Source organism: Paenibacillus peoriae (genome assembly GCF_022531965.1).
Classification (GTDB): Bacteria; Bacillota; Bacilli; order Paenibacillales; family Paenibacillaceae; genus Paenibacillus; species Paenibacillus polymyxa_D.
Window position 1 is genome coordinate 200,291 of the sequence record NZ_CP092831.1, and the last position, 17,833, is coordinate 218,123.

The window sequence follows — 17,833 nt, forward strand, 5'->3', positions numbered from 1 at the left end:
GGAGTAGGCATGCTGGCTAAACGTATTATTCCCTGCTTGGATGTAAAGGATGGCAGGGTGGTTAAGGGCGTTAATTTTGTGAACTTACGCGATGCAGGTGATCCGGTGGAATTGGCGGCGCTTTATGACCGGGAAGGGGCAGATGAAATCGTATTTCTGGATATTTCTGCTTCAGTTGAAGGGCGTGCCACCATGGAAGAAGTAGTTCGTCAGACAGCCGGGGAAATTGCCATTCCTTTCACCGTAGGTGGCGGGATATCTCATGTCGATGATATGAAACGCATTTTGCGTGCCGGGGCTGATAAAATCGGCGTAAATACGGCGGCTGTCCGTAATCCTCAGCTGATTGCGGAGGGGGCGCGCAGCTTTGGCTCACAATGTATCGTTGTTGCCATTGATGCCAAGTACAACGAGGCGTGGGACGAGTGGGAAGTATATACCCACGGAGGCCGCACGCCATCTGGTATTCGCGCCTTGGCCTGGGCCAAGGAAGCTGAACAGTTGGGAGCCGGTGAGATTCTGCTAACCAGCATGAATGCGGACGGAACCAAGGACGGCTTTGACCTGCCGCTGACTTCTGCGGTATCGGATACCGTCGGAATTCCAGTTATTGCTTCTGGCGGAGCAGGCAAACAGGATCATTTCTATGACGTGTTTACGGCGGGCAGAGCGGATGCTGGATTAGCAGCAACGATTTTTCACTATAAAGAAATAGGAATCCCTGACCTAAAACGGGATTTGAAGCGCAGAGGAGTGGAGATACGATGAGCAACGAATTGAACCAACAGCTATCTCTGGAGCAGATACTGGATAATGTCCGCTGGAATGAGGTGGGTCTTGTCTCGGCGATTGTGCAGGATGATGCCACCCTTCAGGTGCTTACGCTGGCCTACATGAACCGCGAGTCGCTGAAACTGTCTTTGGAGTCGGGAGAGACCTGGTTCTGGTCTCGTTCCAGACAGGAGCTGTGGCACAAGGGGGCTACTTCAGGGAATACGCAAAAAATCACTTCCATCCAGTTGGATTGTGACGGTGATGCTCTGTTGGTACGTGTCATTCCGAACGGTCCTGCCTGTCATACAGGAGCAACGAGCTGCTTTTTCCGTGATATTTCCGCGCCAGGGACGGCTGTAGCACCTGTTGCAGGAAATGCAGGAGACCACACGTTGGTAAATCAAACCGATGATATTTCCAGTGCTTCAGCAGACCGCTTTGAGGTACTTGCCCAGCTGGAGGCGATTATTAAGGAGCGCGAGGAGACACGACCTGAAGGAGCCTATACGACCTATCTTTTTGATAAAGGTGTAGACAAAATCTTGAAAAAGGTTGGCGAGGAAGCATCCGAGACGATCATTGCCGCCAAAAATAAAGATAATGACGAACTGCGCCTGGAGGTCAGCGATTTGATTTATCACCTGCTGGTGCTGTTGCAGGAGCGCAAGCTACCGCTTGATCACGTACTGGCTGAGCTGAATCGCCGTCATGAACGACCTCGTCGTGATTAGTACGATTTGTTGTAGTGTTGGAAGGGGGAGGGTCGCATGAAAATTGACTATCATACGCATCACGCCCGCTGCGGGCATGCCATAGGGAGTCTGGAAGAGTATGTACGGCAGGGAATTCGGCTAGGGCTGGATCAGCTCGGCTTGTCCGATCACATGCCACTACTGCATGTAAAACCGGCTGACTATTACCCGGAAATGGCGATGCCTATGGAGGAGCTGCCCCGATACGTGGAAGAATGTTTGGAACTGAAGGAACGTTTTAAAGGGCAAATTGATATTCGCGTTGGCTTGGAAGGCGACTACATCGAGGGCTGGGAACGAGAAATCGAAGACATCATTACCGCGTATCCCTGGGATTATGTGATTGGTTCCGTCCATTTTCTCGGTGAATGGGATGTCACGGACTTCCGTCAGGTACACCATTGGAAAGGCAAAAATGTGCTTGAGGTGTACCGCACGTATTATGATGCGGTCTCCAGGGCAGCAGCTACCGGTTTGTATGACATCATGGGGCATTTGGATGTCATCAAGCGCTTCGGCTATCATCCGAAGCCGGAGGAAATGGAGGAGCTGCGTGAACTGGAGCGCTCCGTACTCTCCGCCGTTGCCCGCAGCGGTCGGGCGATGGAACTGAATGCATCAGGGCTTTCGAAGCCCTGTGCTGAGATGTTCCCGAGCCGCCGCATGCTGGACGAAGCTTTTTCGCTAGGCATCCCGCTGACCGTAGGATCGGATGCCCATGATCCGGCGAAGCTGTCCGAGCACTTGGAGAAGGCACGCGCGCTTCTATATGAAGTCGGCTATCGCGAGCTTGCCGTATTTCAGCATCGCGAGCGCTCGCCGGTGCCGCTGACGCTTTAATTATTACGTTTATTGGGTCTAAGTATCATATCCAGTGGCTAGCCGAACGCTCCTTATTTATACAGGGAAAAGCGCTCGGCTATTTAGCGTATTCTTGTATATATATCTATCGTATACGAGCATATATCCGTTTTTTGGAATGAGGTAGGATCGACTGTCAAGTCGTTTTGAAGTTGTGGTATACTGAAGGGTATGAACATGTCAGTTACTTTTAAAGGAGGTGCCTTGGTTATTTATGAAAGGGAAACATCTGCGAGTATCGGAACCTAGCCCTAAGATTATTGCTTTGCGTTTCGACGCATCTTTCTTTTTTGAGAAAGCTGTGCGCTCGCTTGATCGCAATCATTATGACAAGGCATTGAAATATTTTCGCAAAGCCGTTGAATATGAACCGGATAATCCGGTGAATCATTGCAATATGGCGGGTATATTATCAGAGATGGGGGATTATGCAGGTTCGAATGAGATCCTGTCCTCTGTTCTGAGTGACGTAGACTCGTCGATGACAGAGTGTTATTTCTATATGGCGAATAATTACGCTAATATGGAGCAGTTTGAAGAAGCGGAGAAAGCATTGGTCACGTACCTGGAGGAGGACGAAGAAGGCCAGTTTCTTGATGAAGCGGAGGAAATGATGGAGCTGCTCTATTATGAGCTGGATCGTCCAACGAAGCTGAACCGCATTAAGGCCCGGCAGGGAGTAGTAGAGCATGATCAAGCTCGTGTCCTGCTGGAGGAGGGGAAATTTGCTCAGGCAGCCCAGTTGCTCAAGCAAATTTCAGAGGAACAACCGGATATGTTCGCTGCGCGAAATAATCTGGCATTAGCGTATTACTACATGGGATTGTTCCAAAATGCTAAGGCTACCATTATTCAAGTGTTGGAGGATGAGCCAGGGAATTTACACGCATTGTGCAACTTGGCGATCTTTTATCAGCACGAGGGTGGCGGCCCGGAATTGGATCGTCTGGTGCAGACTTTGGCGGTCACTATACCGTTTCAGGAAGAGCAGGTATTCAAGCTGGCGACCACTATGGGCATTCTCGGACGCCATGAGGAGGCCTACAGACATTTCCGCAGGTTGCTTCATGGCGATGGAGAGAACAATGCGGACGCTTCTTTGTACCATTACACGGCGGTAGCTGCCAGCAATACGGGAAGATATGCGGAAGCACGGCGGTTGTGGAGTCATTTGCAAAAGCAGGATGCTTCCTCGGAAGTTCCGCGGTTTTTCCTGTCCCGACTGGAGGAACTCCAGCAGGAGGGTACACCGCTGCAAGTGCTCAGCTATCATTATCATCTCCCGTTTGAGGAGCAATTCCGCATGTGGGAGAAGTTTGGTGCTGACCAGGTGCCTGACAGCATGAAGAAGGACCCGCTAATCCGGTCATCCTTCTTCTGGGCCTTGCGCCACGGGGACCGGGCGACTCAGCTTCAGGTCATTCAGGCGTTAAGCTTGATCGGTGATGATGAGGTGCGTCAGGCACTGGAGTCCTTCGTAGAAGACCCGGACCAGGAGGATGAGCTGAAACGCCGTGCCTTGCAAGTATTGCAAGAGCTGACGGAGCAGGGTGAGCAGAAAATGTACCCGGAAACGGAACGTTCTGATCAGTTGGAGGTTGAGAACGATCCTCATACAATTGAAGGTGATGTATCTGCCTCCCCGGTTGATCCACAATGGCAGGCAGTGCTGGATAAGGTACTGACCGTTATGAGCAAGCCATCCGATCCGGTCATGCAGCACGACTTGAGATCGCTGTGGCTGGAGTATTTGGATCGGCTTGCCCCGGAAGTTCCGATGGTTCAGCATACTGAGGGATGGGCAGCGGCGCTGGAATATTTGACTGCCAAAATGCATCATCATTCAGTCACCTATCAGGAAGTAGCCGATCGCTATGGTATTTCCGTATCGACCGTAAGCCGCTATGCACGCCAGATTGACAGCGTGTGTGGTATCAAACAGAAGCTGAAGCAGCCGCTCTCCACGTTTAAAAAGCAGGTCTGAGACCTGCTCCAAACATCACTTAAAGGAGGCAACAAACGTATGTATAAATCCATAATTATTGGTACAGGTCCTGCAGGCTACACAGCGGCTATTTATTTGGCACGTGCTAACATGAATCCGCTGATCATTGAAGGGATGCAGCCCGGTGGGCAGCTTACTACAACGACCGAAATTGAAAATTTTCCGGGTTTTGAGCAAGGTATCCTCGGGCCTGAACTGATGGATAATATGCGCAAGCAGGCTGAACGTTTTGGCGCTGAATTTACTTCCGGTTGGGTAGAGGAAGTGGATTTTAGCAAACGTCCTTTTAAAGTGAAGGTAGAGGGTAAAGGCATCATTGAGGCGGAGTCGGTCATTATTGCTACAGGTGCGTCCGCCAAATATCTTGGTATTCCGGGTGAGCAGGACAATGTAGGTCGCGGAGTCAGCACTTGCGCAACTTGCGATGGCTTCTTTTTCCGCGGGAAAAAGATTGTCGTGGTTGGCGGTGGCGATTCAGCCATGGAGGAAGCGAGCTTCTTGACCCGTTTTGCTTCCAGTGTAACCTTGGTCCATCGTCGCGATGAGTTGCGGGCATCCAAAATTATGCAAGATCGCGCGCGTGAGAACGAAAAAGTACATTGGGCATTAAACCGGACTCCTCTGGAAGTTGTGACGGGAGAATCTGGTTTAAAGGGTTTGAAGGTACACAATAATGAGACCAATCAGGATGAGCTGATTGAGGTAGATGGCGTGTTCGTAGCCATCGGGCATACACCGAATACAGGTTTCCTGAACGGACAAATCCATACGGATGAACACGGCTATATTGTAGTGAAGCCAGGCACAACGGAAACGAACATCCCCGGAGTTTTTGCCTGTGGGGACGTACAGGATAATCGTTACCGTCAAGCGATTACGGCTGCGGGAACGGGCTGTATGGCGGCTATGGACTGCGAGAAATATCTCGAAGGCAGTGCTGTTCACGACTGGAGCGAAACACTGGATCAATAAAAGCGTGTCTATAGTACACAAAAAGGCTAACGGGAGAGCGAAGGAAACCTCTGTTATGCCACATCTTTTGTTCAGGAAGAGAAAGCCTGCTGCGTTTGCACGGGCTTTCTCCTTTTTATGGGTGCATAAGGTTAAAAGTTCCTCTAATCGTACACTTTTCAACAAGGAAGTGTCCTTGACCGTAACGAGGGCTTCAATTATAGTTGGAACGTAGGATTACTATTATGAAGTAGGAATTATAAGCATATATTTCATACCAGGTTTTTAAGTAAACATAAAGGTGGCTTGGAACATGTCTGAAAGTATCTATGTGGGTGTCGATTTGGGCGGTACAGCGATTAAAGTAGGCATTTGTAATGAGAACGGACAGCTTTTGCACACATACGAGGGACCAACCGAAACCGATAAAGGTGTAGATGTTGTCATTGGTAATATCGAAAAATATGTGCGGCACATTGTTGAGGAATCTCCTTATGAGTGGGATCAACTCAAGGGTGTCGGTGCAGGCGTTGCAGGTTTTACGAATGTTCGTGATGGTATTATTGTCCTCGCTCCTAATATTGGCTTTCGTGACGTACCGATCCGTGCGCTCCTAGAGAACCGGATTGGCAAGCCTGTGAAAATAGACAATGATGCGAATGTTGCTGCGCTAGGTGAGGCTTGGGCTGGTGCAGGCAAAGGCATCGAAAACTGCGTATGCTATACCCTGGGAACAGGAGTAGGTGGCGGTATTATTATAAACGGTAGAATATACCAAGGTTCTTCAGGCATGGCCGGGGAAATTGGTCATATCAGCGTCGTACCTGATCTGGAGGCAATTCAGTGTGGATGCGGCAAAATGGGTTGCTTGGAAACTGTATCTTCTGCAACAGGCATCATTCGTATGGCCAAGGATGCTGTGGAACGTGGCGACCGGACCTCTCTGGCGCTGGAGGATCAAATTGCCGCCAAGGAAGTATTTGATGCTGCTAAAGCCGGGGATGAAGTCGCACTGCGTATCGTGAACCGGGCTGCCTTTTATTTGGGGAAATCCATGGCAGCGGTTGCCGCTGTGCTTAATCCAGAGTTGTTTATTATAGGCGGCGGTGTTTCTAAAGCAGGCGACTTTTTGTTTGAAGAGATGCGTCGCGTATACGCCAAGCTGGCACCTGAACCGCTTCAAAAAGGTGTATATATCGTACCAGCGGTGTTAGGCAATGACGCGGGTGTTGTAGGGGCTGCAGGGTTGCTGCTACGCTCCTGACCACAGGTTACTGATAATACGGGTACTGGCATAGAGCGAAGAAGCAAAAGGAGAGGGAAGTCCATATGACAGATAACCTAAAAAATGCTGCGCCGTGGGCAACGCTCATTATTATTACGGGGATGTCAGGCGCAGGGAAGACCATTGCGGTTCAGAGCCTGGAAGACTTGGGCTTCTTCTGTGTTGATAATTTGCCCCCTGTACTGATTCCCAAATTTGCAGAGTTGATTGAGCAGTCTAATGGTAAAATAGGCAAGGTTGCACTCGTCATTGATTTACGCGGACGAGAATTTTTCACTGCCTTGTCGGAATCGTTGAATTATATTAAAGATCATTTTACGATTCATTGTGAAATTTTATTCTTAAATGCGAATGATGGCGTTCTCGTACAGCGGTATAAGGAAAGTCGTAGACGTCATCCGCTGGCTCCAGACGGTATGCCTTTGGATGGGATTCGGTTGGAGCGCAAGATGTTGGAAGAACTAAAAAGCTCGGCTACACAGGTTATTGACACAAGTGTGATGAAGCCTGCAACTTTAAAGGCAAGGATTATTTCACGATTTTCTCATCTGGAGAGCAGTATGCTTTCCGTGAACATTACTTCTTTTGGCTTCAAGTATGGTATTCCCATTGATGCCGATCTTATATTCGATGTGCGCTTCCTGCCTAATCCCCACTATGTGGATCAACTACGTCCCCACACTGGACAGGATAGCGATGTATATGATTATGTCATGAAATGGCCCGAGACTCAGGCATTCTTGACCAAGTTGCTGGATATGTTACACTTTTTGATTCCGCAATATCGCAAAGAAGGCAAAAGCCAGGTCATTATCGGCATTGGCTGTACTGGCGGTAAGCATCGTTCTGTTGCAATATCGGAGTATTTAGGAAAAATGCTGGGTGCCAGCGAGACAGAATCTGTTTCTGTTTCGCATCGGGATGCTGATCGGGACCGGCATTAATGAGGTGAAATCATGAAAGAGACCGGATCACAACGGGAGCGCCCACGTATAGTTGTTATGGGCGGCGGAACCGGCTTGTCCGTCATGCTGCGGGGCTTAAAGCAAAAGCCGCTAGATATTACGGCTATTGTTACAGTCGCTGACGATGGCGGAAGTTCCGGGATTTTGCGCAGTGAGCTGCAGATGCCCCCCCCAGGGGATATTCGCAATGTGCTGACTGCCTTGGCTGACGTGGAACCAGTGATGTCAGATATGCTGAAATACCGTTTCGGTGCGGGATCAGGATTGTCAGGCCATAGTCTGGGCAATCTGATTTTAGCAGCGATGACCGATATATCGGGAGATTTTGTAACGGCGGTGCGTGAGCTTAGCCGTGTATTTGCTGTCCGGGGACGTGTGCTGCCAGCAGCCGAGGAAGGCGTTGTGCTAAGCGCCGAAATGGAGGATGGCACGGTGATTACCGGAGAGTCCAAGATCCCAGAAGCGGGCGGACGAATCAAACGCGTCTTTCTTGAACCGACTCACGTGGAGCCGTTGCCTGAGGCTGTAGAGGCCATTAATGAAGCTGATGCGATTTTGATTGGCCCCGGCAGTCTATATACCAGCATATTACCGAATTTGCTTGTACCTAAACTCGCTGAAGCTGTAGTGAAATCAGACGCTATCAAAATATTTGTCTGTAACGTTATGACCCAGCCTGGTGAAACCGATGGCTATACAGTAGGAGACCATCTGCAAGCTATTTTTGAGCATGTAGGGCATCATCTCTTCGACTATGTCATTGTAAATAACGGAGAAATTCCACCCCAAGTACAGGAAATGTATGCCGAGCAGGGAGCCAAGCCAGTTCAAGTAGACATGGGCGAGCTGACCGACCGGGGATATAAAGTGGTGGCAGATACATTAGTTCTGTTCCGCACGTATTTACGGCATGATGCAGACAAATTGAGCCAGCATATTTACCAATTGGTACAAAACTGGATATTAAGAAGGAGGTGAGTCCCTTGTCCTTTGCGGCACAAACGAAAAAAGAGCTTACGATGATTGAAAGCCAGTCCTGCTGTGAGAAAGCGGAACTATCTGCGCTCATACGTATGCTCGGATCCGTACAACTGTCGAATAAAAGGGTGATATTGGACGTGTCCACAGAAAATGCCGCGATTGCAAGGCGGATTTACTCCTTGATCAAGAAGCATTTTCAACTTCATATCGAACTGCTTGTACGGAAAAAAATGCGCTTGAAAAAAAATAATGTGTACATTGTCCGTATTCCTAATGATGTGCAACAACTGCTAAAGGATCTTTATATCGTCTCAGAAGGTTTCTTGTTCACTGACGGGATTAATCGGGATATTGTTCGGAAAAACTGTTGTAAGAGAGCTTATTTACGGGGCGCCTTTATGGCAGGTGGCTCTGTCAACAATCCTGAAGGATCATCTTACCACCTTGAAATTTCTTCGATGTATGAGGAGCATTGTCAGGCACTCGTTGATCTTGCGAATGAGTTTCATCTAAATGCTCGCTGTATTGAGCGAAAAAAGGGTTTTATTCTCTACATCAAGGAAGGCGAGAAGATCATTGAGCTGCTTAGCATCATTGGGGCGCATCAAGCCTTGTTCAAATTTGAAGATGTACGCATTATGCGCGATATGCGCAATTCCGTGAATCGTATTGTCAATTGTGAAACGGCTAATTTGAACAAGACAATTGGAGCTGCTGTCCGGCAAATTGAGAATATTAAGTTGCTGGAGAGAGAAGTTGGCTTGGAGACCTTGCCGGATAAACTGCGTGAAGTGGCAGAAGTTCGGCTCGCTCATCCCGATTTGAATTTGAAAGAAGTCGGGGAAATGCTCAAAGGGGTCGTGAGTAAATCGGGTGTAAATCATCGGCTTCGCAAAATTGATGAGATGGCTGACAAAATCAGGGGCGAAAATGGCCTGATTCCGTAAAAAGAATGTTGGTGGGGCTTTTAGCCCCAGTTTTTTTAGTTTTTTTTCTAGTGTCTGTCCCGGGTTAATGTTATAATGTGATAAATAAAATGGAGTAAGTAGTGTCCAGATTTATTTGATGAGGGGGTAAGCTGACATGTCAAAACATCCGGTAGTCGTACGTTTGAAAACAGGACTGCACGCCAGACCTGCTGCGTTGTTCGTACAGGAAGCGAATAAATATTCATCTGAGATTTTTGTGGAAAAAGATGACAAAAAGGTTAATGCCAAGAGCATCATGGGTATTATGAGTCTTGCCATCAGCACAGGTACTGAAATCAATATTAGTGCTGAAGGTGCGGATGCCGAACAGGCTGTAAACGCTTTAGTAAGTCTGGTTAGTAAGGTAGAGCTGGAAAATCAATAAACAAAGACTTGTTTTGTAATATGGTGTATGATCTTAGTGAAAAGCCCCTTTGGGGCTTTTTTTATATCCAGAAAAAAGTCTTCGAACACTCCTCAGTTAACTGTTTTATGTGTGGATTTATTGGATATAGAGGCCGTATTAAGTTCAAACTATAAATAATGAAAATCCTCGTGGTCATGCTCTGTTTCGGAAATTTGTACGCTTGGCTGCAACCTTTTTCCGTCTTTTCCGTCTGGAAGGTACAAACATTTACTAGAAAGAGGTTGAATTCAATGAGACTTTGGACAAAAACAGTAGCCACAGCAGTTCTCACAGGTGCATTAATAGCAGGGGGAGTAGCAGGAGGATTATGGACAGGGGCAGATCGTGCTTATGCTGCGTCAACAGCTTCGACGGTAAACGGTGTAATTAATGTGACTGGAAGCGGGGAAGTATTGGCAAAGCCCAATATTGCTTATCTCTCTATCGGTGTACAATCGGAAGGGAATACGGCAGCCGCTGCTCAAAAAGCTAATGCTACAAAATTGAACAAGGTTACACAACTGCTGAAAGAAAAGTGGAGCATCAGCGGAGATGACATTCAGACCAGCCAGTTTTATGTACAGCCTAACTACACCTATAACGAAAAAGAAGGGCAGAAGCTCAAAGGCTACACTGCCAACCATACAATTTCCGTTAAATACCGCGATTTGGATAAAATAGGTCAGTTGTTGGATGAGGCGACCAAGTCCGGAGCCAATAACGTAGATAATATTCGTTTTTCCGTGGAAGATCCTTCGACTTATGAGGAAGAAGCCATTACTAAAGCATTGGGAAGCGCACAATCTAAAGCTAGTGCTGTAGCTAAAGCGGCCAAACGCGGATTAGGTGCTCTTGTGAATGTGACGGTAGATGGCGGAGAAGCACAAGTCTTTACACAACGTGAAAATGCCATGTCAAAATCGCTCATGGATTTAGCAGGTAGCGGGACAGAGATACAATCGGGGCAAGTAACAGTGAAAGTTCAGGTGTCGGCTCAATACGAAATGAACTAATATAGATCATCAAACGAAGCCACAAGCGGCCTGCATCATGCGCAGGCTGGCTTGCTGGCTTTTTTTGTATACCGAAACCTTTTTGTAATGAGTCTGTCATAGCTAAGGGTTACTAGGTGTACAGATTGAAATCGGGGAGTGTACAGATTGTAAACTACATACAATGGGGTATAGATATAATAAGTAAAGTGATTATTTACACATAGACAATACAGAAATAATAACAGGAGGAATACTTAATATGAATAAGCATACGAAAAAATGGGGTTCAGCACTGCTGGCAGCAGGGATTTTAGCAGGAATCGCAGCTGTTCCCGTTTCATATATCCAGGCAGCATCGATTAAACAGCAGCAAGCGGCAACACAGCAACCAGGAATCACTATCCAATGGAATGGTAAAACGTTGCCCGCTAAAGGTGTTCAAGTGAACGGGAGTACAATGATTCCGGTGGCCGCACTGCGTGACAGCTTGGGGATTCCAGTAAGCTATGATGCGAAAGCAACGACATATACCGTAGGTAGCGGGTACAATAAACTTTACATTATGGCTTCTTCCTCGGATGCCTACGTCAACGTCAATGGAATCAATACACGTAGTATGGATGCCAAACAGATCGCTGGGAAGCTATACATTCCTATGAGTCTGTTGAAAGACTATCTAGGCATAGATGCTCAATGGAACGCAGCTCAGAAGACAGTAACGCTAAGTAAAAGTCAGCTAAACCCGATCACAATTGCGTCTCAAACACTTCCAGCTTCGAGTAATGCGAAGGTATCTTACAAAGTTAAGTATCCGCAAATCAGCGGCAGCCAGCTGAATCCTGAGGCAGAGCAGGCCATTAACCATGTGCTTAAAAAGCATGCAGAGGGTATATTGGCAGCAGGCAAAAAGATGGTGGCTGAGGGAGAGGCTACAACAGAAAGACCGTATGATTTCGAAAATGATTTTGCAATTGCCTATAACAAGGACGGTATTCTAAGTGTGATTATGCAGGATTACTCGTATATGGGTGGCGCACATGGAATGACGGTACGTAAAGGATATACGTTCTCGCTCGCTGATGGTAAACTGCTGCAGTTGTCTGACGTATTGAAGGCGAATCCAAATTACAAAAAGTTCCTCAATGCTGATTTGAAGAAAAAAATCGATGCGCTTCAGGCTGGTGAAGGATTCGGTAAATTTAAAGAGTTGGCGGCAGATCAGAATTTTTATGTGACGAACAGTGGAGTAACAATCGTGTTTGATTTGTATGATTATGCGCCATACGCGTATGGAATTCCGGAGTTTACCTACTCGTTCGGTCAACTGCTGCCTCAAGGCGGAAAGCCTTTTGCGGGACAGATTTAATAGTAGAAATGAGTAAGTTGGACTGTCTATACTCTAAAAAACAATAAAGCAAAAAAGCTGCCTACCGGATAATAACATCCGGAGCAGCTTTTTCATTTACCAGCTATCGAGAGGCAAATTTTTTCTCTTATACACCTTCTGGAGAGGAGCTAGTTAGCACTTTATCAATAATACCGTATTCTTTGGCATCATCAGCAGACATGAAGTAGTCACGGTCTGTATCTTTTTCAATACGTTCCAGTGGTTGGCCTGTGCGATCTGCGAGAATGCGGTTCAGTTTATCACGCATTTTCAGAATGCGGCGTGCGCGGATTTCGATATCCGTTGCCTGGCCTTGTGCACCACCCAGAGGTTGGTGAATCATAATTTCACTGTTTGGCAAAGCGAAACGTTTACCTTTGGCGCCTGCATTCAGCAAGAACGCGCCCATGGAAGCCGCCATACCTACACAAATCGTAGATACATCAGGTTTAATGTATTGCATCGTATCGAAAATGGCCATACCAGCTGTAATGGAACCGCCAGGACTGTTAATATACAAGTGAATATCTTTTTCAGGATCTTCGGCAGCCAAAAACAGCATTTGCGCAATTATAGAGTTGGCTACAACGTCATTGACGTCCGAGCCTAACAAAATAATGCGATCCTTTAACAGTCTGGAATAAATGTCATAGGCGCGTTCGCCGCGGTTACTTTGTTCTACTACCATAGGAACATAGCTCACGTCAAAAAACCTCCCTTAAATATCGTTAGTGGATTTGGTGGACATGCCGAGTACACGTCCCTTATTTATAAACTGTTACCGTATTAACCACATGATAAACAATTTCAAACAAAAAGTCAAAGAAAGTCAAACTAATGATTAAAAAAAAGAGCCCTCAGCGCTCTTATTGGTTAAAACATTATATAGAAGCATTTAAGCGTTCATTTAAAATGGCGCGCCCGCGAGGAATCGAACCTCGATCTCAGGCTCCGGAGGCCTACGTCATATCCGTTGGACCACGGGCGCATAGTTGATTCAATGCAAACAACTAACTAATTAAACAGCTAATTGGAAACAAAGATGATTATATGATATACAGCAGTGAATTGCAAGCTTTTATTAAATGCGCATATTCAGACAAATGGTTGAGAAATATAGGTTCAGATAGACTTGCATATGGAGCAAATATTGGTTAAGATATACGTGGGACTTAAAAAGTTATCCCGGGACGTTTTAAGACCAGTTAGAGACAGAACTTAGAAGTGTGCGGGAGTGGAAAGCATGCGAAAGATATTAGAAATACAGAAGCAGCTTCTGCCCGACCTCATGGATGTTTTGAAAAAAAGGTACACGATCCTGCATCAGATTATGCTGTCCGATGTTGTTGGACGCAGAACACTGGCAGCTTCACTGAACATGACCGAGCGCGTGTTGCGCGCCGAAACCGATCTTCTTAAAGCTCAGGGGCTAATTGAGATTGAGAGTGTAGGCATGAAGGTGAGCAAAGCAGGACTGGATCTGCTGGAACAGCTGGAGCCGATTGCGAATAACTTGTTCGGCCTGTCCCAATTGGAGGACCAGATTCGTCAAGCCTATGGTTTGAGGAAGGTGGTTGTCGTTCCAGGGGATTCGGATGTTTCTCCGTTAACAAAGCAGGAGCTGGGGCGCGCTGGAGCAAAAGCGTTGCTAAGTGTTATGGACGACGAGGATGTGGTCGCTGTAACAGGTGGCACGACGATTGCAGACGTGGCGGAACAACTGGCATTGCCTTCTAATGGCCCCCTTAAGGGTGGGTGGTTTGTACCGGCACGCGGGGGTTTGGGAGAAAGCATGGAAATGCAGGCCAACACAATTGCTTCCACAATGGCTCGCAAGGTCGGCGCTCAATACCGTCTGCTCCATGTACCGGATTTGCTCAGCAATCATGCTTACAACTCCTTGCTTGAAGATACGAACATTCAGGATATATTGAGCCTGATTCGCGAGAGTCGTATCATCATTCACGGGATAGGCAACGCCATAGCGATGGCACATAGACGTAAACTTGATCCCGAAACCTTTGCCCAGATCAGCAGTGAAGGGGCGGTAGCCGAATCGTTTGGTTATTATTTTAACGAAGATGGCGTCGTTGTTCACAGAATGCTGACGCTTGGACTCCGATTGGAGGACATTAGGCGTACCGATACGGTTCTAGGTGTAGCTGGAGGCAAGAACAAGGCGGCCGCTATTCATGCGGTACTGCGTTTCGGGCAAGAAGACATTCTGGTCACCGACGAAGGCGCTGCTGTTGAGATTGTAAGTCGTTATTTAAATGATTAATATAGGATTTATGAATCGTGTTGTCTTGACAGGCTTTCGGGTCTGTCTTGAATATATAAAACTAAACTAAACGAACTTTGGGAGGAACTCACTCATGACAGTTAAAGTTGGTATTAATGGTTTCGGACGTATTGGACGCCTTGCTTTCCGTCGGATTCAAAACGTGGAAGGTATTGAAGTAGTAGCAATCAATGACTTGACAGATTCCAAAATGTTGGCACATTTGTTGAAATATGATACAACACAAGGTAATTTCCAAGGACAAGTAGAAGTACATGATGGCTTCTTCAAAGTAAACGGTAAAGAAGTTAAAGTTTTGGCTAACCGCAACCCTGAAGAACTGCCTTGGGGAGACCTGGGTGTAGACATCGTTCTGGAATGCACAGGTTTCTTCACAACTAAAGAAGCTGCTGAGAAACATTTGAAAGGCGGCGCTAAAAAAGTTGTTATCTCCGCTCCAGCTACTGGCGACATGAAAACTGTCGTTTACAACGTAAACCATGAAATTCTGGATGGAACTGAAACTGTAATCTCTGGTGCTTCTTGCACAACGAACTGCCTGGCTCCTATGGCTAAAACACTGCAAGATAAATTTGGTATCGTTGAAGGTTTGATGACTACAATTCATGCTTACACTGGCGACCAAAACACTTTGGATGCTCCACATGCTAAAGGTGACTTCCGTCGTGCTCGTGCAGCAGCTGAAAACATCATTCCTAACACAACTGGTGCTGCTAAAGCAATCGGTTTGGTTATCCCTGAGTTGAAAGGTAAATTGGATGGCGCGGCTCAACGTGTTCCAGTACCTACAGGTTCCCTGACTGAGTTGGTAACAGTTCTGGAGAAAAACGTAACTGCTGAAGAAATCAACGCAGCGATGAAAGAAGCTTCCGATCCTGAAACTTATGGATACACTGAAGATCAAATCGTTTCTTCCGACATCAAAGGCCTCACTTTCGGTTCTTTGTTCGATGCAACTCAAACTAAAGTTCTGACTGTCGGCGACAAACAACTGGTGAAAACTGTAGCTTGGTATGACAACGAAATGTCCTACACTGCACAATTGATCCGCACGTTGGAATACTTCGCTAAACTGGCTAAATAATAAGAACTTTCTTATTAGCAACATCATAGAGCGGAAACAGGTTATTGTTTCCGCTCTTTATATATCAAAATGTGCCTTAAATTCCTGTTTCGTAAAATTATAAGGGTGCGGAGGAATATGGAGATGAACAAAAAGAGCGTACGTGATATAGAACTGAATGGAAAACGGGTGTTTGTTCGTGTAGATTTTAACGTTCCGGTTGAAGACGGTAAAATTACAGATGACAAGCGTATTCGTGAAACCTTGCCAACCATTAACTACCTGATTGAAAAAGGTGCAAAAGTTATTTTGGCGAGTCACTTTGGACGTCCAAAAGGTCAGGTTGTTGAATCCATGCGTCTGACTCCTGTTGGCGTACGTTTGTCTGAACTGCTGAAAAAGCCAGTAGTTAAAGTGGACGAAGCGGTAGGCGAAGCTGTTAAAGCGAAAGTGGCTGAACTGCAAAACGGCGACGTGCTGTTGCTTGAAAATGTACGTTTCTATGCAGGAGAAGAAAAGAATGATCCTGAGTTGGCGAAGCAATTTGCTGAATTGGCTGACGTTTTCGTGAATGACGCATTCGGCGCAGCACACCGTGCTCATGCTTCCACTGAAGGTATCGCTCATATTCTTCCGGCTGTTTCCGGCCTGCTGATGGAAAAAGAATTGTCTGTTATTGGTAAAGCTCTGTCGAATCCAGATCGTCCTTTTACAGCCATTATCGGCGGTTCCAAAGTAAAAGACAAAATCGACGTGATCGACAACCTGCTGAACATTGCAGATAACGTAATCATTGGTGGCGGTTTGACTTATACATTCTTCAAAGCTCAAGGTTATGAAGTGGGTCAATCTTTGCTGGATGAATCCAAACTGGACGTAGCTCTTGGATTTATCGAAAAAGCGAAGAAACTCGGCAAAAACTTCTATCTTCCGGTAGATATTGTTGTGTCTGACGATTTCAGCGCTACGGCGAACACAGACATTGTGGATATCGACGGCATTCCTGCAGCTTGGGAAGGCGTGGACATTGGACCGAAAACACGTAAAATCTATGCAGATGTAATCAAAAACTCCAAACTGGTTGTATGGAACGGACCAATGGGCGTATTTGAAATCGAGCCTTTCGCTGGTGGTACTCGTGAAGTAGCGGAAGCTTGCGCAACAACTGAAGCATACACCATCATTGGTGGCGGTGATTCTGCGGCTGCGGCTGAAAAATTCCACTTGGCTGACAAGATGGATCATATTTCCACTGGCGGCGGCGCATCTCTGGAATTTATGGAAGGCAAAGCACTTCCGGGTGTTGTTGCACTGAACGATAAATAATCAAACGCACTATGCGTGAATAAAGCTTTAGGGCACCTAATAGTTAGGAGTTGAAACCATTGAGAACACCGATTATCGCGGGTAACTGGAAGATGTTTAAAACCGTACCAGAAGCTAAAACTTTCATCGAAGAGATCAAAGGCAAAGCAGAGGTTGCAGGAGTGGAAAGCGTGATTTGCGCACCATTTACGAATCTTCCTGCTCTGGTTGAAGCAGTAAAAGGCACGTCTATTAAAATTGGCGCACAAAACCTGCACTTTGCAGAAGATGGTGCATTTACAGGTGAAATTAGCGGCGGAATGCTGAAAGATCTGGGCGTAGACTACGTTGTGATCGGACACTCCGAACGTCGTGAATATTTTAATGAAACAGACGAAACGGTGAACAAAAAGGTTCATGCGGCATTCCGTCATGACCTGACTCCAATCGTATGTGTAGGCGAAAAGCTGGAAGATCGTGAAGCTGGACAAACCAAAGAAGTTGTAAAAGTGCAAACTGTAGCAGCTTTTGCTGGTTTGGCTAAGGATCAGGCTGCACAAGTAGTTGTTGCTTATGAGCCAATCTGGGCCATCGGAACAGGCAAATCCTCCACTTCGCAGGATGCGAATGAAGTGATTTCCTATATCCGCAGTCTGATTAAAGAGCTGTATGATGAAAATACAGCAAATGCTGTACGTATTCAGTATGGTGGTAGTGTAAAACCTGAAAATGTTACTGAGTACCTGGGTCAAAGCGATATCGACGGCGCGCTCGTGGGCGGTGCCAGTCTTCAACCGGCGTCGTACATCGCGCTTGTTGAGGGGGCGAAGTAA

Annotated in this window: 17 protein-coding genes and 1 tRNA gene; 16 read left to right on the plus strand and 2 right to left on the minus strand. The window is 46.7% G+C overall.

Annotated features, from left to right (window positions below; genetic code table 11):
• Positions 1-9: 9 nt before the first annotated feature.
• The 12 genes from hisF (at position 10) to MLD56_RS00930 (ending at position 12,309) form a co-directional block, all read left to right on the plus strand.
• A complete protein-coding gene (gene hisF, locus MLD56_RS00875; protein WP_241113450.1) occupies positions 10-768 on the plus strand; it encodes an imidazole glycerol phosphate synthase subunit HisF in 759 nt (252 codons plus the stop codon).
• Positions 765-1,505, plus strand: coding sequence for a bifunctional phosphoribosyl-AMP cyclohydrolase/phosphoribosyl-ATP diphosphatase HisIE (hisIE, locus tag MLD56_RS00880; protein ID WP_029519003.1), 741 nt, complete (start codon positions 765-767; stop codon positions 1,503-1,505). Before hisF ends, hisIE begins: the two co-directional genes overlap by 4 nt.
• A gap of 36 nt (positions 1,506-1,541) precedes the next feature.
• Positions 1,542-2,366, plus strand: a complete 825-nt coding sequence (gene hisJ / locus MLD56_RS00885) for a histidinol-phosphatase HisJ (RefSeq protein ID WP_029519001.1) — start codon at positions 1,542-1,544, stop codon at positions 2,364-2,366.
• 235 nt (positions 2,367-2,601) lie between these two features.
• Entirely contained in the window at positions 2,602-4,371 is a 1,770-nt protein-coding gene (locus MLD56_RS00890) for a tetratricopeptide repeat protein (protein WP_029518999.1), read from the plus strand.
• A 39-nt stretch (positions 4,372-4,410) separates the two neighbouring features.
• Positions 4,411-5,364, plus strand: coding sequence for a thioredoxin-disulfide reductase (gene trxB, locus MLD56_RS00895; RefSeq protein WP_029518998.1), 954 nt, complete (start codon positions 4,411-4,413; stop codon positions 5,362-5,364).
• A 292-nt stretch (positions 5,365-5,656) separates the two neighbouring features.
• Positions 5,657-6,607, plus strand: a complete 951-nt coding sequence (locus MLD56_RS00900; RefSeq protein ID WP_029518997.1) for an ROK family glucokinase — start codon at positions 5,657-5,659, stop codon at positions 6,605-6,607.
• A 65-nt stretch (positions 6,608-6,672) separates the two neighbouring features.
• Complete coding sequence (rapZ, locus tag MLD56_RS00905; RefSeq protein WP_013308254.1) at positions 6,673-7,572, plus strand: RNase adapter RapZ; 900 nt, start codon at positions 6,673-6,675, stop codon at positions 7,570-7,572.
• Between the two features lie 12 nt (positions 7,573-7,584).
• Positions 7,585-8,571, plus strand: a complete 987-nt coding sequence (locus MLD56_RS00910) for a gluconeogenesis factor YvcK family protein (protein ID WP_023986485.1) — start codon at positions 7,585-7,587, stop codon at positions 8,569-8,571.
• Between the two features lie 5 nt (positions 8,572-8,576).
• Positions 8,577-9,521 (plus strand): DNA-binding protein WhiA, encoded by a 945-nt coding sequence (gene whiA, locus MLD56_RS00915; protein ID WP_029518996.1) that lies wholly within the window; start codon positions 8,577-8,579, stop codon positions 9,519-9,521.
• Between the two features lie 136 nt (positions 9,522-9,657).
• Positions 9,658-9,927 carry an HPr family phosphocarrier protein gene (locus MLD56_RS00920; RefSeq protein ID WP_013308257.1) on the plus strand — a complete coding sequence of 90 codons (270 nt, stop codon included), beginning with the start codon at positions 9,658-9,660 and terminating at the stop codon, positions 9,925-9,927.
• Positions 9,928-10,199: 272 nt separating this feature from the next.
• Positions 10,200-10,961: an SIMPL domain-containing protein gene (locus MLD56_RS00925; RefSeq protein ID WP_029518994.1), complete on the plus strand. Its 762-nt coding sequence runs from the start codon at positions 10,200-10,202 to the stop codon at positions 10,959-10,961.
• 241 nt (positions 10,962-11,202) lie between these two features.
• Entirely contained in the window at positions 11,203-12,309 is a 1,107-nt protein-coding gene (locus MLD56_RS00930; RefSeq protein WP_029518992.1) for a PdaC/SigV domain-containing protein, read from the plus strand.
• A gap of 127 nt (positions 12,310-12,436) precedes the next feature.
• On the opposite strand, the gene clpP is transcribed toward MLD56_RS00930, so the two are convergent.
• Positions 12,437-13,033, minus strand: coding sequence for an ATP-dependent Clp endopeptidase proteolytic subunit ClpP (gene clpP, locus MLD56_RS00935; RefSeq protein ID WP_013368815.1), 597 nt, complete (start codon positions 13,031-13,033; stop codon positions 12,437-12,439).
• Positions 13,034-13,243: 210 nt separating this feature from the next.
• Positions 13,244-13,318, minus strand: a tRNA-Arg gene (locus tag MLD56_RS00940).
• 255 nt (positions 13,319-13,573) lie between these two features.
• Between MLD56_RS00940 and MLD56_RS00945 the strand changes: the two genes are divergently transcribed.
• The 4 genes from MLD56_RS00945 to tpiA all read left to right on the plus strand — a co-directional run bounded on the left by MLD56_RS00945 (position 13,574) and on the right by tpiA (position 17,833).
• Positions 13,574-14,611: a sugar-binding transcriptional regulator gene (locus MLD56_RS00945; protein ID WP_029518990.1), complete on the plus strand. Its 1,038-nt coding sequence runs from the start codon at positions 13,574-13,576 to the stop codon at positions 14,609-14,611.
• A 94-nt stretch (positions 14,612-14,705) separates the two neighbouring features.
• The gene (gap, locus tag MLD56_RS00950) at positions 14,706-15,716 is read left to right on the plus strand and encodes a type I glyceraldehyde-3-phosphate dehydrogenase (RefSeq protein WP_023986488.1); all 1,011 of its coding nucleotides are present in this window, start codon (positions 14,706-14,708) and stop codon (positions 15,714-15,716) included.
• Positions 15,717-15,839: 123 nt separating this feature from the next.
• Complete coding sequence (locus MLD56_RS00955; protein ID WP_029518988.1) at positions 15,840-17,021, plus strand: phosphoglycerate kinase; 1,182 nt, start codon at positions 15,840-15,842, stop codon at positions 17,019-17,021.
• 59 nt (positions 17,022-17,080) lie between these two features.
• Entirely contained in the window at positions 17,081-17,833 is a 753-nt protein-coding gene (gene tpiA / locus MLD56_RS00960; protein WP_023986490.1) for a triose-phosphate isomerase, read from the plus strand.